This window comes from Bacillus cihuensis (assembly GCF_000504145.1).
Classification (GTDB): domain Bacteria; phylum Bacillota; class Bacilli; order Bacillales; family DSM-1321; genus Peribacillus; species Peribacillus huizhouensis.
In genome coordinates this window covers 462,137-476,490 of the sequence record NZ_KI632497.1, presented here as the reverse complement: position 1 = coordinate 476,490, position 14,354 = coordinate 462,137, and the positions used below count along the sequence as shown (strand labels likewise).

Genomic DNA, 14,354 nt, shown 5'->3' with positions numbered 1-14,354 from the left:
CAGAAAAAGTGATATTAGAATTAATAACAAAAACAAAATAATTTTCACGTTATTTACCTCCAGGAGTATTCTTACTTTAAACTATATATCAGAATTCTAAAAATATGACAATTTTGTGAAGAGGGTCATAATATGTTGAAAAATGTCGTAAAACTTGTTATATTATAGTTGTGAAATAAATCACAAACAAACTTATACCCCTTTGTTTGACCGTGAAGAATTTCTCCCATCCCCTTTGTTCGTATATTATAGATAGAAAATCCCAACAAATTCGCGATTTGTTGGGATTTTCTTATTTTATCCCGCATTAACGGGCAGTAAAACTCTCACCAAGGCTTAGAATAATCGAAGAAGCGTAGGTGGGGGATAACTGCCTAATCTAGTTGCGGCTCCTAGCCCCTCGAGGTCATAAGCTGTAATACTCTGTGGCAAACTACGCCACGCCGTATTCCATCTTATGCTTGTCGGGGCTGGGCAGTCGCCTCACTTTTTGAAGTAAAAGCCCGATTGGTGAGATACAGTGAAACTTACCGATGCGTGAGTCGAAGTGGAGCGGAGATATTAGCGACTCTAGAACGGGACTAACAATCAGTAGGGGATGGAGAAAACCTCTACAGATTGAAGTTTCACTTTATGACGGTTACCAAATATTACTTGTGAATTTAATCACATAGTTATTGCTTAGAAGTTTAAATCGTGTTATATTATAGTTGTGAAGTTAATCACAAACAAACTTATACCCCTTTGTTTGATCGTGAAAAATTTCTCCCATCCCCTTTGTTCGTATAAATAGATAAAAAACCTAGCAAATTCGCGATTTGCTAGGTTTTTTGTATAATAGGAGCCTGTCAAGACAGGCTCTCGTTTAAAGATAAATTTTTTTAGGGATTTTGATATTTAGCTTCACATCTATTTACTTTCAAAAGGTTTCGTTTTTTGTATTAATGAGATATTAGAGTTTTTCTACTCAAATGTTTCATTTTCATTTTCGATATATCTCCAAAAGGTTCCGTATTTAGCAGGGATTTTTTCTACAAATTGCTTGAGGATAAGTTTTTTCATTTCTTTTTCGACTTCTTGTTTATTCATATTATAAACTACTTCAATTTCTTTCGTTGCAACAAATTTATAACAACGTATAAATGCTTCAAGGGACGGTGGAGTAGAGGGAGTAGGAAGTTTTTCAAGCATTTCTTCAAGAATATTTACATACACCTCATATGCATACAAGCCCGATACTTTGATTCCTTCTTCTTCGATATTTTCATTGAAGAAAACGAGGGAAGGAATTTCATTTACTTCCATCTCAGATGTAATCTTTAAATCACATTGAAAACCCTTTGCTGCGCTTGTAGAAGTGATATCATTAAGGAATTCATCTACATCTAATCCAACTTCTTGTGCACATTGGGTGAGGACTTCAAGTCTGGAAATGTCCTGTTTGTCAAGAAACAGCAGCTCTTGCAATCTCCTAATGAAACGAGCTGATAGCTTTCTGCTTTGTAATTCAGCTGCTTTAATAGCAATTGAAGCAGCATAAGGAGAAGAAATTGGATTCTCAAGCCACAAATTTCCGTCACACGACATGCCAGAGCGGCTGGCTGTCCTTTCCCAAGTTTGCGCTATATTTTCATAATTCTTGGTTTTGGTATTATGAAGGGAAGATAGCTTTCCACTTACAACATGCTTGATACTGAATAATTGCCCATACTCAATATGGAGTTTTTTAATAATCGGCTCAAGTGCCCAACATTCAGGACATATTGGGTCAATAAACACATAGATTTCAATCGGCTTTTTTCCGATTCCATAGCAATGCTGCGATTTAATCCAATTAGAGATATTGAAAATCGGTTTCTGAGCGCTCAATTTTCTTCTCCTTTCTCGTCTTGATCTGTAGTATTTATCATATGTTGTGCGGTCAACCGAAGACGATGGTAGTAAAACTCTCTAATATCTCCAGCGAGGCCGACAGTATCCATAGCTTGCCTCATACAGGATAGCCATGCTTCGGCACGACTTGGTGTGATTTCAAACGGAAGATGCCGGGCCCTTAGCATAGGATGACCATGCTCCTCTGTGTAAAGAGAAGGGCCTCCTAGATATTGAGTCATGAATTGTTTTTGCCGACGGACTGTTTCAGTTAAATCTTCAGGGAAAATCGGCTTTAACTCTGGATGGTGACTCACATTTTCATAGAAGACATCAATTAATTTATATAAAAGCGCCTCTCCAATTACATCGTATGGTGTAGGGTTCGCTTGTGTCATGATGATTACTCCCTTTAAAAGAATAAGTATATTTACATTTTAACAACGCCATTGCAATATAACAAATATCTAGCTTAAGGAAATTAGATATTCTGTACTACTACACATTGTAATAGAACATATTATATTGTTAAGACTTCCTAGACCAATTAAAAAGCACCTAAAAAGATTTATCATCTTTTAGGTGCTTCTAATATTCATCATAAAATACTGATATTAGGATCGTTATTAGCTTAAATATGATTTCATGACTTTTTGAACGTAGTTTTGTGTTTCTTTAAATGGTGGGATACCATTATGTTTGTCTACATTTCCGGGGCCAGCATTATAGGCAGCGAGTGCGAGTTTTGTATCTCCGTTATAACGGTTTAGCATATTACTTAAGTATTTACTTCCAGCCATAATGTTTTGAATAGGGTCGAAAATATTTGTCACGCCAAGATCTTTTGCTGTTGTGGGCATAAGTTGCATAAGTCCGGATGCCCCTGCATGGCTCTTAGCTAAAGTGTTAAAATTAGACTCTTGCAAAATGACGGACTTAATCAGCTTTTCTGGGATATTATATCGCAAAGCTGCTTCACGTATTATATGATCATAATCTGTTTTTTCTATAGCGCCAGTGTTAAAGGTCGTCGGTAAACTTGGTGAAATGTTGATCGGCAGCTGATTTGATAAGCCATTTAATGAAGATCCTTCGCTAATTTTGTCATACACAGTTCCTAGTGTTTGCATATCAGATTGTACACTAGGGTCCTTTGTTATGAATTCCGATAAAAGCTGTTGAAACATGCCATTTGAAGTTGATTCTTCTGTACTAGTCTTTGCATTTAATCCTTGAAGAGCTTGAAGTTCTATTAAAGTTTTAAAATCTTCTATTTTCAATATATACACCTCTGAATACGGTAGTGATTAATTTTGCTTCTGCTTAGCATTGTAAAATCGTCTAACCTTATTTTCGTTTTTTCGGATAGGAATTTGAAGGGATTTTAGTAATTTTTCAAAAATTTCTTTGCCTTCCAATGTATTCGTCACTTCAAATTCTACTTCAAAATCCTCGGTATTTAAATAAAGGCTATGATCAAGGACAAGCAGACCGCCTTGATAAGGAAACTCAGCACGATTCGTCGCGAGCGTGCCGAAAAATTGTACGTCCGAATGAATTCCCATTTCACCAATTAAAGTGGCAATATCCCCATTGGGAATGCGACTTCCTTGAAGTAGTGAATGAGCTTCTTCTTTTGACAGGAGCTGATTTGTTTCAAGTAAACCTTCTTTCGCTGGCTGTTTTAATGTTAGCTCATAATTTCCTTTTTTATGGCGAATTCTGAGTGCTGATTCGTTTTCTTTTAGTGAAAATTGTGGAGTGTCAAAATAGTGATTTTCCTGATAGGTAAAATCTGTTTTTTTAACAGAAAAATTTTGTACCAATAGTTGAAATTCTTCTTTAGTTAGTATGTTTTTGAATTCAATTTCAAGATGCTGGTTCATTAGGTACTTCCTTTCTAGGCAATCTTTTTTTAAAAAGGTTAATAGGCAGTAAAACCTACCTTTAGATTTGTAAATCGAATAAGAAAAAAATAGATAGGGAGGTGGATAAAGACTCCTGATGAAAGTAATACTTTATCCCGGACTAACGGGCAGTATGAACTCCGCCTTATGGATTTGAAGGAATTGAAGAAGCGGAGGCGGAGTATATGCTCGAAATAGCCCGATTGGATTATCTAATTATCAGAGGGAACTACACCCCACTGTAGAAAGTTTCACTTTATCCGTATCATATACGTTTTTGTAATAATTCATCAACAAGAACTTGTAATAAAATGTGATCTTTTTGAAAATTTGCTATTACAACCCTGAATATTTAGGAATACCTTGTAGGATGTGATAAAATATAATCGTTAAAATGGGAGGTTGAGGGGTTCATGAGAGAGAATATACAAATTAAAGAAGCGGTTATTGAAGTTGGAAATCTGGTTTTGATTCCTGAGAAAGTAATAGAGATTGCTCATCTATTACCGAAAGAGCAAGTAATCGTAGATTCAGATAACGCTTCATTCATTTATTTAGCAGAAAATGCTGAAAGTTATACATATATTTTCTTGCCTGAAGCAATATGGGCATCTTTGAAACAAGCCATGGCAGAAAGATTGCCAGTCATCCTGAAGTCTGGGGATAAAACGCTAGAATTATCGGGTATTTATGAAGAACTTACTTATTTAATTGACAATATTGAGGGAAATGGAAATTACGGGGAAGAGTTTGTAGCAAAAGTGGAACGCATGTTTATTTCTTAATCCTCTATTTGCACTGAATATATGTAAAGTTTGAACGTTGCTACTCATTGGTTATTTTAACCAATGAGTAGCAGCAGTTTTTTTAGGGTATGCGAATTTAATAAATTTTGGCGCTAGCGTAAGAAGCCTAAAGACTTTATTTGTCTGTCTAGTTAAAGCGCCTTGATTGCGGACTTGTACAGAATGTAATAACTTGATTCAAAAACAGGCTTAGCAGACCATAATTGAAGTTCTTTAATAGGCGCTTGCGCTTTTCTATGAACAGGTGGTGTGGCAATGGAACATTGGGATGACTTTTTGGCTCCATACAAACAAGCGGTTGAAGAACTAAAGGTAAAGTTAAAAGGATTACGAAATGAATTCGAACGCGACCATGTACATTCACCAATCGAATTTGTGACTGGTCGAGTAAAGCCGATTGTAAGTATTTTGGATAAAGCAGCACAGAAGAATATCCCGCTAGATAAATTGGCAACCGAAATGCAAGATATTGCAGGATTACGGATGATGTGTCAATTTGTGGATGATATAACAAAAGTAGTGGAATTACTAAGGGCCCGAAATGATTTTGAAATCGTTGAGGAACGAAATTATATCTCTCATAAAAAAGTGAGTGGTTATCGTTCCTATCATGTCGTTCTTCGATACCCAGTCCAAACGATCCATGGTGAAAAAAAGATTCTCATTGAAATTCAGATCCGGACACTCGCTATGAATTTTTGGGCAACGATTGAGCATTCTCTAAATTATAAATATCGCGGGGATTTTCCGGAAGATATACGTGTACGCCTGCAGCGAGCAGCTGAAGCTGCTTTCTTGTTGGACGAGGAAATGTCGCAGATACGACTCGAGATACAGGAAGCTCAGCGTGTTTTTTCACGAAAAAAAGATAAATCAAAAGATTGAGCAGTAGAAAACATGAGGTGGAATTGTATGAAATTTGCCATAACTTCAAAGGGAGATTCGAAGTCAAATAATTTAAAGCAACGTATGAGGACGTATCTCCAAGATTTTAATTTAGAGTATGACGAAGACCAGCCAGATATAGTCATTTCAGTTGGGGGAGACGGTACGTTACTATATGCTTTTCATCGCTATAAAAACCGCCTTGATAAAACCGCATTTGTTGGCGTTCATACAGGCCACCTTGGTTTTTATGCAGATTGGACTCCTGAAGAAATCGAAAAGCTAGTGATTGCTTTGGCGAAAACGCCATTTCAAGTCGTTGAATACCCCCTTCTCGAAGTGATCATCAGGTATCAGCATGGCGGGAGGGAGTCTCGTTTTTTAGCACTGAATGAATCAACTGTTAAAAGTGTGGAAGGTACTCTCGTAATGGATGTGGAAATGCGCGGTGAGCATTTTGAAACATTTAGGGGAGATGGACTTTGTGTATCAACACCTTCAGGTAGTACGGCATACAATAAGGCACTCGGTGGAGCGCTAATTCATCCGTCCATTCCGTCTATTCAACTTGCAGAAATGGCTTCGATTAATAACCGTGTGTTTCGGACGGTAGGATCACCACTAGTCTTGCCTGCTCATCATACATGCATGTTAAAGCCAGTTAACAATGTTGATTTTCAAATTACCATTGATCACCTTTCATTGCTTCATGAAGATGTAAAATCGATACAATTTAGAGTTGCAGATGAGAAAATTCGGTTTGCTCGATTTAGACCGTTTCCGTTCTGGAAGCGAGTGCATGATTCGTTCATTGCGAATTAAGGAGTTATGGGTGTTATGTCAAACAAAATTGGAACGCCATTTCGATTAAATTGGAATGTCGGAAAGAGTGATGCGGGAAAGTTATTAAGAATTTTTCTTGAGGAACAAGGTATTTCAAAACGCGCGTTAACCGCTATTAAATTTGACGGTGGAAAGTTGAGTGTCAATAAAGAAGAAGTGACGGTCCGTTACGTACTTAAAATGGGAGATCGTGTGACGGCAGAATTTCCGCTTGAAGCTGGAAGTAAAGGATTGCTTCCAGAAAAAATGCCCCTTCAGATTATTTTTGAAGATGAATATGTAATGGTTTTAGTTAAATCTGCTAATATGAATACTATTCCATCAAGAGAACATCCAACAGGGAGCCTTGCTAATGGCTTACTATCGTATTATCAGAAACATAAGATTGCTGCGACTGTTCATGTCGTTACGAGATTGGATCGTGATACTTCGGGGTTGATTTTAGTAGCGAAACATCGTCATATCCATCATCTCCTAAGTGAACAGCAGAAAGCAGGAAGAGTCTGTCGATCGTATGAAGCGATTGTTGAAGGAGATTTTCAAGAAAAGCAAGGAAATATAGAAGCTCCAATTGGGAGGAAAGAAACGAGTATTATCGAACGCGAGGTAAGAGAAGACGGTCAATATGCCTGTACGAAATTCAAGGTATTGCAGTCGGGAGAGAATTATACTCATTTATCATTACAACTGTTAACGGGTAGAACACATCAAATCCGTGTTCACATGGCCTATATCGGTCATCCTCTTTGTGGAGATGATTTATATGGCGGACAGCTTGATAGAATATCAAGACAAGCGTTGCATTGCTGCCATTTAACGTTTATTCATCCAGTTACTGGAATAACTCTCACGTTTCATGAGAAACCGCCTGCGGATTTTCAACAACTTTTAACGCATATTTATTAGATGAAATAGAGGCTGTTAAGGGTCAGACCGAGATTACTCTACATACAGTTTAAAGTATTACATTTACGTGTAAATGACTGTATATAGTGTTTGTGAGGTCTGACCCTTTGTCATATAAATAGACTTAATAAAGTAACTTCATGATTCATCAAATCTTGTCTTGAATTTTTCTGCAAAAAAAGGCAGAGTAGATGGTACAGAAATCATTTTTAACTCAGGGTAACGCAGTGCAGTTAGTTTTCCTCCAAATACACATCCTGTATCGATATTATAGGTTCTGTTTACATTTCTTGGTTCTAAAACTGGGGTATGGCCATAAACGATTATAGCCTGACCTTGATAATATGGAGCCCAATCTCGTCGAATAGGAGAACCATCAGGATGTTTTGCACCCGAAACATCGCCATATAGGACAAATGACTTCACTTTATCATTCATTTTTCCAATATAATCAGACCGTATACCTGCGTGAGCTATTACTAGCTTTTCATTGTCAGTTACTTGGTAGAGCGGAGATTGCTCGTATAAGTCCATGAATTTCTTACGAATTATTTTTTGATGGCGCTCAGGCAGCTGTTTATACTCAGCTACTGTCGTTTCAAGTCCATGCGTAATCTGTACTTTGTTTCCAGAAAAATAACGATACAGTTTATTGCAATGATTTCCAGGAGCATATAGAGCTAATTTATGAACAATAGCAAGTTCATACACGATTTCAATGACTTTTAATGATTGTGGACCTCTATCCGTAAGATCACCTACAAAACCTAGGATTCGACCATCGTGATGAACTGGATACCCTTTTTCCCATGAATAGCCTAATACTTCGGTTAATTGGGTAAATTCTTCATAACAGCCATGGATATCACCAATAATGTCAATTTTCATTCTTTCACCTGCAAACTTGTTAGAATAATAATAATGTATATCTACTTGTATGTTATCACTAAGATGTACGATTACTAATAAGAATATGTATGACATATCTGATCATGAAGTATTAAAGAAAGGAGGAGGTATAAAATGGGAACTGTTGATTCTCAAAAAAAGCAAAATAATCAAATAAATGAACAATTGCTTATTCAAGCATTAATAGATGACCAAATTGATGTATTTAGGACTGAATTCATAGAGTCTCACCCGTACGATCAAGCGAATTTTTTTACAAGTCTGAATGAAGAACTACGTCCCAAAGTCTACCACTATTTATCTCCAGAAGAAATGGCTACATTGTTTGAAATCATGGAAATTGACGAAACGGAATATGAAGGACTATTAGCTGAAATGTCTCCTATTTATGCGGCTGATATGCTATCGCTTATGTACGCAGATGATGCCGCTGATGTTCTCAATGAAATTGATAAAGAACAAGCAGGTAGTTATTTAACGATCATGAATGATGAATCGGCTAGAGAGATTAAAGAGCTATTAAGCTATGAGGAATATACAGCAGGTAGTATTATGACGACTGAATTCGTAGCGATTGAAGCAAACCAAACCGTTCGATCCGCCATGTATATTTTGAAAAAAGTAGCTCCAAAAGCTGAAACGATTTACTATATATTTGTTGTGGACGATAATAAAAAACTAGCAGGTGTTCTTTCATTACGGACATTAATTGTTAGTGACGATGATACGATGATTTCTGAAATTATGGATGATCGGGTAGTCTCTGTTTCTGTCACAGAAGATCAGGAGGAAGTAGCCCGACAAATACGTGATTATAATTTTCTTGCGATGCCGGTTGTTGATTTTCAGAATCGATTACTAGGTATTATTACAGTCGATGATATTATTGATGTCATTGATGAAGAAGCATCCGATGATTATTCTAAACTTGCTGGTGTATCCAATCTGGATACTGTTGATAAGAGCCCAATATCTGCGGCAAGGAAGCGCCTGCCTTGGCTTGTTATACTATTATTTCTCGGGATGATGACAGCGAGCTTAATTGGCCAATTCGAGGAGACATTAAGCCAAAAGGCAATTCTAGCTGTCTTTATTCCACTAATTGGCGGGATGGCAGGAAACACGGGGACACAAGCACTTGCCGTGGCAGTTCGGGGGATTGCAACAGGTGATTTAGAACATGAGAGTAAATGGAAACTTATTATCAGAGAAGCAGGAACGGGGCTTATTACAGGTTTTGTATGTGGTGTCGTTGTTACTATTGTTGTTTTTATTTGGCAGCGTGATCTACTCCTTGGAGGCTTAGTTGGAATTTCTATTTTTACAACATTAATTTTCGCTACTCTTGCAGGATCACTCGTACCACTTATTATGCATAAAATGAAAATTGACCCTGCGGTAGCTTCAGGGCCATTTATTACAACGATCAATGACATTATCAGTATTTTAGTTTATTTCGGAATGGCTACCGTATTCATGAAATATTTAATTTAAAGGCTATATTAAAGCTCATTGTTGATTGGTGCGGAAGGCGTGAGACCCCTGAGGGAAAAGCGAATCAAAGGGAGACCCCACAGGCGCACAGCGCCGAGGAGACTCCCGGACCGCCCGCGGAAAGCGAACGCCTTAAGTTCCAATCAACAGGCAAGAGCCAATTTAAAAAAGACGGGAATTACTCCGTCTTTTTTTTTGATTTAATTTTGTCTAGATCATTACTATTCGGGAAAATATGGATTCAGGTGTATCAGAACTTCTTGAACATTGTCAAATTTTTTCATTATCGCATATTTAATTTCTCTAGACAGGTCGTGTCCTTCTTTAATGCTTTTAGTATAATCTATTGAAATTCTTAAATCGACAATAATATAATGTCCCAGTTCTCTAGCTCGAATTTTATCGATTCTTTTTACTTCTTGGAAATTAGAAATGATTGAAATATAAGCATTTATAGTATCCGTATCTACACTACGTTCTAGAAGAATATCGAAGGCTTCAGTAAGCATTTCCTTAGCTATTTTGAAAATTAAATAAGCAACAAACAAACTTGCTACTTTATCGCCATACATTAAATAAATAATTTGCAGATGCTCTCCAATAATCGATAGTAAGACACCAACTGCAGCAGCAATTGATGCGACTATGTCAGCTTTGTGATCTAAGGCGATTGCTTCGATGGCTTTACTGTTTTGCTGTTTTGCAATCTTTAATGAATACCTATATAAATATTCTTTTAGTCCATATGAAAGAAGGGCAATCCATAAAGCAAGAATATTCGGAGCCTCGATTGGGTGGAAAAACCCACTAATCGATTCGAAGACTATGTAAATTGAAACGAGAGTTAATAAGATCCCGATGATTCCTGATACGATAATTTCCGCTTTTCCATGACCATATGGATGTTCTTTATCTGCTGGTTTATTAGAAATTTTAAGGACTAGTAGTACAATAATAGATGCGAAAACATCTGCAGCTGAATGAATCCCATCTGCAAATACAGCATCACTATTTGCTGTCCAGCCGATAAACATTTTTCCTAAGGTTAATGTAATATTACTCCATAAACTTATCCAAGCAACTTTTTTGGCAATGGTTTCTCTTTTTCCCAAAATCTATCCACCTCAATTCTCAAAAGCCTCTTGAAATAGTAACAAACCTAAAGCGGGTGGGTCTATAGCAATCTTCTTTTACTCATTCATGTTAATGGTAGCTAACAAAGAATGTTGGTTAAGGGAAAATACAACGTCCATTTAGTATTGCGCAAATAATGAGCAGGAATACTAAAAAGTATGATAGCAAGTTCGGAGAAATTTGAGTTATTGTTAACTATTTGCTATACTATTTTATTATCTGGTACTAATAACTTGTATCAATTCAGGGGGACTTTATTATGACTTTTTCTTTAAAAGGAAAAACATTTATTATTATGGGTGTAGCAAATAAGCGAAGTATCGCTTGGGGAGTGGCTAGATCTCTCCATGGAGCTGGCGCAAAGTTAATCTTTACATATGGACAAGACCGAACGGAAAGAAGTGTTAGAGAGCTTGCGGGTACGTTAGAAGGTGAACCATCACTCATACTTCAATGTGATGTAACCAATGATGAACAGATTACAGCATGCTTTGCCAAAATTAAAGAAGAAGTTGGTATGATACATGGGATTGCTCATTGTATTGCCTTTGCGAACAAAGAGGAATTGGGTGGAGAGTTTGTGGAAACGTCGCGTGATGGATTCTTACTTGCGCATAATATTAGTTCCTTCTCTTTAACAGCCGTTGCAAAAGCAGCTAAAGATTTAATGGCTGAGGGTGGAAGCATTGTTGCAATGTCATATCTAGGCGGGGAAAGGGTTATGCCGAATTATAACATTATGGGTGTAGCAAAAGCGTCACTAGAAGCAAATGTACGCTATCTCGCTTATGATCTTGGTAAATACGGCATACGAGTGAATAGTATTTCAGCAGGTCCGATTCGTACACTTTCTGCAAAAGGAGTTAGTGACTTTAACTCAATTTTGAGAAAAATTGAGGAAGAATCACCATTGAAGAGAACGACAACTCCTGAAGAAGTTGGCGATACAGCAGCCTTCTTATTTAGTGACATGTCACGAGGAATTACAGGAGAAAACATTCATGTTGATTCTGGCTATCATATAATGGGATAAAATTTGCGTTTACTTCTTTGGTTTGTCATAAAGACAAAAAGAAGCAGGGTTTATTGGACTAAGTAGTTCCGTTCTTGTGAACAAACATCCTTAATAGCATATTACTTAGCAGACCAAATCACATAGAGATTTGGTCTGTTCCAGCCCTTATTGCTACGATGCATAGCCAATAACAGTGTGACAATAACTATTGTCACACTGTTATTTTTGTTGTTATTGGCATTGTTTTATATTTTATATATAAACGCTTGGATACAAATTCAAGCGTTTTTTTATGTTAAAGATAACTGTTAAATAATATTCCGGGCACCCACTTCTTTTTGTTTAAGAGGAAGTATTGTGAAAAATCAAATGTCATAAATAGAAAAAGAAACCGTATAAATGATACATAGACGGAAAAATTTCTTGATTATGATCAGTAAGAGTTTCGATATACCTGTTTTCACGTATACGAGGAGGTTCTTTATGAATGGAAAATTAAAGAGTAAAGAGGCAACTTTGTCTGTGAAACAGATTCGGATAAAAACGCAGAATCGTCGATATAAAGAAGCGATCGTACAGCTTGAAATACTAGCTAGACTTCCTATTTACGGTCCGAAGCCACTTTGCCGTTTTACACATAATGGAATGACTTTCATTGGCAGGTTTGAAAGTACGAAAAATGATTTTGTTTATATCAGGCATAAGTATGGAAAGAGGATAGTCCGATATACGATTAAAGAACTAGAATCATTTGCGGTCATTTCAATTTAAAGGAGGTATTCGAAATGTCAGAAGAAAATAATTCTAAACCACTATTCTATATTGTACAACCGAAAATTACTGAACCAAAAAAACCTGAGATGCAAGAAATATACCGCACCAAAACGAAGAAAAACAAGGAGAAAGATCATGTTCAAGCACCAGAAGACAGTTTAACCACAGAAACAGAAAATGAAGAAGAGCGCATAATACAGGAAGCCAAAGAAGCTAAATTCGATCAAATTAAACGCGAATTTGGTGTATATGATGCACTAGGTGAAATTGAAACGGAACTGAACTCCATTCAAAAGATAAAGAACGAACTTCATGAACCCGGTGGATCTGTTCGTGTTATTTCGGATGTAAATCAAGAGAATCAAGAGAATCAGGTAAAAGAACAAAAAAAAGATTCACCAGAAGTAGAAAAGATGAGACGTGTTCTTACAGGGTTAATTCGCCAGGATCCGAAGCCATTTTGTGAAGCTTCGATAGGCGGCCAAACCGTACGTTTTCAAGTGATAGGTAAACGAAATGATATGATTAAAATTAAAGTAGGTAGCCATACCCAAAGTATCTCCATTCATGAACTTTCTGATTTAACGATTCTCAATTCGATGGAGGAATAAAATGATAGTGCAAGAAATACCATTTGCAACGATTCTTATTCTAGGTCTTGCATCATTTAGATTGACGAGGCTGATTGTATACGACAAAATTACTGAATTTCTTAGAAGCCCTTTTTTTAATGAGGTAGAAGAAACAAATGAGGATGGTACGAAAGATATTTTCCTGTTACCAAAAGAAAAAGGGTTGAGAAAATGGGTTGGTGAATTATTAAGCTGTTTTTGGTGCACTGGGATTTGGGTTAGTATGGGGATTACTTTGTTATTTCTTACAGGTGTTAAGACAGGGGACTTTATCATTCTTATATTAGCTGTAGCTGCAATTGGTTCCATTATTGAGGTATTAATTAGCAAATGGATAGGCAACTAATATATACAATTTTAAAATAATATCATATATTACCATATATCACTTTAAATGGAAGAAGGTGTATTATGAATAAAAAAATTAGTGTACCCTATACAAAGCCAATAAAAAAAAGTTCATATAATAAGCTAAAAAAAGGTTGTGGCTGTAATAAAAATAATTGATAGGAATTCGCGAGTGTAGTGCCTGATCCACGAATTTAGGGTCAGGTTATTTTTTGTTAGCTAAGTATTACATAGGAAGTAGGACAGTGCTTATATGTAATCGATTTCCTTATCCTACCATTCATAAAAAGGTTGGTGATTAAAGACAATAATAGATAAAGATACGACCTAAAGGTAGGAAGTGAAATTATGATGATACGTATATGCTTACAACTCCTTTTTATTTTTACTCTTTTTCTAAGTGGCTGTGCATCGAAGGATGATGGTAAAACAGAAAGGCTTGCTCTGTTAAAGCAAACGGATCCAAAGCCGATTGATATTATTGATACAACAGATCGTAATATTGGTGATGAAGAAGCTGTAAAAAAGGAAGTTAAGAAGAATGACCATATTTATGATGTTGTCATTGTAAAGAATGGAAAAGATATGCTTGTTGCTTATAAAATAAAACATCTGCACAGATTTAAAATGAAGCAGGTGGAGAAAAAACTAACGAAAGATCTTAATAAAAAATTTGAAGGAATACACTTCATTGTTTCAAGTGATTATAAAATTTTTCTTGAAGCGGTCAGATTAAATAAACTACTGCGTGAGAATGAAATTCCTAGGGAAAAAGCCAAAAAGGAATTTAAACAACTTGTTGAATTGAAGGAAGAAAAAACATAAGAAA

Annotated in this window: 16 protein-coding genes; 10 read left to right on the top strand and 6 right to left on the bottom strand. The window is 36.4% G+C overall.

Annotated features, from left to right (window positions below; translation table 11 throughout):
- Positions 1 to 963: 963 nt before the first annotated feature.
- The 4 genes from V179_RS0120505 to V179_RS0120490 form a co-directional block, all read right to left on the bottom strand.
- On the bottom strand, positions 964 to 1,869 hold the full coding sequence (locus V179_RS0120505) for a ClpXP adapter SpxH family protein (RefSeq protein ID WP_084552449.1): 906 nt from the start codon (positions 1,867 to 1,869) through the stop codon (positions 964 to 966).
- Entirely contained in the window at positions 1,866 to 2,270 is a 405-nt protein-coding gene (locus V179_RS0120500; protein ID WP_028393131.1) for a globin domain-containing protein, read from the bottom strand. The genes V179_RS0120505 and V179_RS0120500 overlap by 4 nt, the downstream gene beginning before the upstream one ends.
- Before the next feature lie 228 nt (positions 2,271 to 2,498).
- The gene (locus tag V179_RS0120495; RefSeq protein ID WP_326929558.1) at positions 2,499 to 3,161 is read right to left on the bottom strand and encodes a lytic transglycosylase domain-containing protein; all 663 of its coding nucleotides are present in this window, start codon (positions 3,159 to 3,161) and stop codon (positions 2,499 to 2,501) included.
- Between the two features lie 18 nt (positions 3,162 to 3,179).
- Entirely contained in the window at positions 3,180 to 3,758 is a 579-nt protein-coding gene (locus V179_RS0120490) for a CYTH domain-containing protein (protein ID WP_028393129.1), read from the bottom strand.
- A 434-nt stretch (positions 3,759 to 4,192) separates the two neighbouring features.
- On the opposite strand from V179_RS0120490, the gene V179_RS0120485 reads away from it, so the two are divergent.
- From V179_RS0120485 to V179_RS0120470, 4 genes are all read left to right on the top strand, one after another.
- Positions 4,193 to 4,564 carry a UPF0738 family protein gene (locus tag V179_RS0120485; RefSeq protein WP_028393128.1) on the top strand — a complete coding sequence of 124 codons (372 nt, stop codon included), beginning with the start codon at positions 4,193 to 4,195 and terminating at the stop codon, positions 4,562 to 4,564.
- A gap of 276 nt (positions 4,565 to 4,840) precedes the next feature.
- The gene (locus V179_RS0120480; RefSeq protein WP_028393127.1) at positions 4,841 to 5,470 is read left to right on the top strand and encodes a GTP pyrophosphokinase; all 630 of its coding nucleotides are present in this window, start codon (positions 4,841 to 4,843) and stop codon (positions 5,468 to 5,470) included.
- Between the two features lie 27 nt (positions 5,471 to 5,497).
- Positions 5,498 to 6,292, top strand: coding sequence for an NAD kinase (locus tag V179_RS0120475; protein WP_028393126.1), 795 nt, complete (start codon positions 5,498 to 5,500; stop codon positions 6,290 to 6,292).
- 15 nt (positions 6,293 to 6,307) lie between these two features.
- Positions 6,308 to 7,219: an RluA family pseudouridine synthase gene (locus tag V179_RS0120470; protein ID WP_034302101.1), complete on the top strand. Its 912-nt coding sequence runs from the start codon at positions 6,308 to 6,310 to the stop codon at positions 7,217 to 7,219.
- A gap of 138 nt (positions 7,220 to 7,357) precedes the next feature.
- Here V179_RS0120470 and prpE read toward each other — a convergent pair whose 3' ends face one another.
- Positions 7,358 to 8,107: a bis(5'-nucleosyl)-tetraphosphatase PrpE gene (prpE, locus tag V179_RS0120465; RefSeq protein WP_028393124.1), complete on the bottom strand. Its 750-nt coding sequence runs from the start codon at positions 8,105 to 8,107 to the stop codon at positions 7,358 to 7,360.
- Positions 8,108 to 8,242: 135 nt separating this feature from the next.
- On the opposite strand from prpE, the gene mgtE reads away from it, so the two are divergent.
- Complete coding sequence (mgtE, locus tag V179_RS0120460) at positions 8,243 to 9,622, top strand: magnesium transporter (RefSeq protein WP_028393123.1); 1,380 nt, start codon at positions 8,243 to 8,245, stop codon at positions 9,620 to 9,622.
- 221 nt (positions 9,623 to 9,843) lie between these two features.
- On the opposite strand, the gene V179_RS0120455 is transcribed toward mgtE, so the two are convergent.
- Positions 9,844 to 10,737 (bottom strand): cation diffusion facilitator family transporter, encoded by an 894-nt coding sequence (locus V179_RS0120455; protein ID WP_034302097.1) that lies wholly within the window; start codon positions 10,735 to 10,737, stop codon positions 9,844 to 9,846.
- Positions 10,738 to 11,015: 278 nt separating this feature from the next.
- Here V179_RS0120455 and fabI point away from each other — a divergent pair, with 278 nt between their 5' ends.
- From fabI to V179_RS0120430, 5 genes are all read left to right on the top strand, one after another.
- Entirely contained in the window at positions 11,016 to 11,789 is a 774-nt protein-coding gene (gene fabI / locus V179_RS0120450; protein WP_028393121.1) for an enoyl-ACP reductase FabI, read from the top strand.
- A 465-nt stretch (positions 11,790 to 12,254) separates the two neighbouring features.
- Entirely contained in the window at positions 12,255 to 12,542 is a 288-nt protein-coding gene (locus V179_RS0120445) for a hypothetical protein (RefSeq protein ID WP_028393120.1), read from the top strand.
- 14 nt (positions 12,543 to 12,556) lie between these two features.
- Positions 12,557 to 13,156, top strand: coding sequence for a hypothetical protein (locus V179_RS0120440; RefSeq protein WP_028393119.1), 600 nt, complete (start codon positions 12,557 to 12,559; stop codon positions 13,154 to 13,156).
- Position 13,157: 1 nt separating this feature from the next.
- A complete protein-coding gene (locus V179_RS0120435; RefSeq protein WP_034302094.1) occupies positions 13,158 to 13,523 on the top strand; it encodes a DUF1360 domain-containing protein in 366 nt (121 codons plus the stop codon).
- 350 nt (positions 13,524 to 13,873) lie between these two features.
- Complete coding sequence (locus V179_RS0120430) at positions 13,874 to 14,350, top strand: hypothetical protein (RefSeq protein WP_051405060.1); 477 nt, start codon at positions 13,874 to 13,876, stop codon at positions 14,348 to 14,350.
- The last annotated feature ends 4 nt before the right edge of the window (positions 14,351 to 14,354 follow it).

Bases quoted from the DNA above. Each gene is read 5' to 3' on its own strand.
- V179_RS0120470 (WP_034302101.1), top strand. From the start codon at position 6,308: ATGTCAAACAAAATTGGAACGCCATTTCGATTAAATTGGAATGTCGGA.
- V179_RS0120485 (WP_028393128.1), top strand. From the start codon at position 4,193: ATGAGAGAGAATATACAAATTAAAGAAGCGGTTATTGAAGTTGGAAAT.
- fabI (WP_028393121.1), top strand. From the start codon at position 11,016: ATGACTTTTTCTTTAAAAGGAAAAACATTTATTATTATGGGTGTAGCA.
- V179_RS0120480 (WP_028393127.1), top strand. From the start codon at position 4,841: ATGGAACATTGGGATGACTTTTTGGCTCCATACAAACAAGCGGTTGAA.
- V179_RS0120490 (WP_028393129.1), bottom strand. From the start codon at position 3,758: ATGAACCAGCATCTTGAAATTGAATTCAAAAACATACTAACTAAAGAA.
- V179_RS0120440 (WP_028393119.1), top strand. From the start codon at position 12,557: ATGTCAGAAGAAAATAATTCTAAACCACTATTCTATATTGTACAACCG.
- V179_RS0120500 (WP_028393131.1), bottom strand. From the start codon at position 2,270: ATGACACAAGCGAACCCTACACCATACGATGTAATTGGAGAGGCGCTT.
- V179_RS0120430 (WP_051405060.1), top strand. From the start codon at position 13,874: ATGATGATACGTATATGCTTACAACTCCTTTTTATTTTTACTCTTTTT.
- V179_RS0120435 (WP_034302094.1), top strand. From the start codon at position 13,158: ATGATAGTGCAAGAAATACCATTTGCAACGATTCTTATTCTAGGTCTT.
- V179_RS0120445 (WP_028393120.1), top strand. From the start codon at position 12,255: ATGAATGGAAAATTAAAGAGTAAAGAGGCAACTTTGTCTGTGAAACAG.
- prpE (WP_028393124.1), bottom strand. From the start codon at position 8,107: ATGAAAATTGACATTATTGGTGATATCCATGGCTGTTATGAAGAATTT.
- V179_RS0120475 (WP_028393126.1), top strand. From the start codon at position 5,498: ATGAAATTTGCCATAACTTCAAAGGGAGATTCGAAGTCAAATAATTTA.
- mgtE (WP_028393123.1), top strand. From the start codon at position 8,243: ATGGGAACTGTTGATTCTCAAAAAAAGCAAAATAATCAAATAAATGAA.